The following is a 698-nucleotide window of genomic DNA, read 5'->3' on the forward strand; positions in this document are numbered from 1 at the left end:
CCTTAAGATTAATACCTATTAAAAATAGGTCAACCAGAAATGTTACTGGCTGACCTCATAATACGATATGGCGCTAATCTGTAATAAAGGTTAGCGTCCTTATCATTTTAGGGCCATATTGTTGAATAACAATTTAATTGATTTATGTTTTTTTTAACCATTATATAAAGAATTAGTTTGTGAGTTTAAGACTTCCTAAGTTGGATCATTTAAGGAGGAAATTACTTTCCTCCTGATTAGAATAAAAGTTGTTTTGGTCTGAATAAAATATTCTTCGTAATATTATTAAGTAAATACATATTTACCTAGCCTTTTAAAGAAAGCTTTAAAGAAAGCAACAAAGTTTACTAAAAGCGCCACAAGAAGGTATAAAATTACGATAACAGCATTGCAGGAATTAACTTGAATGTGTCATTGTTAGCCCATTGTTCTCCGACACTATCCTCAAGTCTTGTTAGCTCTTTAATTTGGTTCATTTCTTTGTGCAGAATCTCCATTTTCTTATCTAATTTTAAAGCGTTATCTGCTGCTTCTTTCAGTTCATCTTTAATTCTGGAGTTAGTATAGTTTTATGGACACAAAAACGTTAAGTACTTAAAATGTACTTAGAAAGGTTGTGTTCGGATGGGAAACAAAAATACAGGCAAAAAATATACTCAAGATTTCAAGAAGATGATCGTTGAACTCTACCGTTCTGG

The 698-nt window shown here is 31.2% G+C and carries 1 protein-coding gene; it reads right to left on the reverse strand.

Annotated features, from left to right (window positions below; genetic code table 11):
* Positions 1-374: 374 nt before the first annotated feature.
* On the reverse strand, positions 375-497 hold the full coding sequence (locus JM172_RS25350; protein ID WP_284730510.1) for a hypothetical protein: 123 nt from the start codon (positions 495-497) through the stop codon (positions 375-377).
* Positions 498-698: the final 201 nt, after the last annotated feature.

This window comes from Bacillus sp. SM2101, assembly GCF_018588585.1.
GTDB classification, from domain to species: domain Bacteria; phylum Bacillota; class Bacilli; order Bacillales; family SM2101; genus Nanhaiella; species Nanhaiella sioensis.

Bases quoted from the DNA above. Each gene is read 5' to 3' on its own strand.
- JM172_RS25350 (WP_284730510.1), bottom strand. From the start codon at position 497: ATGGAGATTCTGCACAAAGAAATGAACCAAATTAAAGAGCTAACAAGA.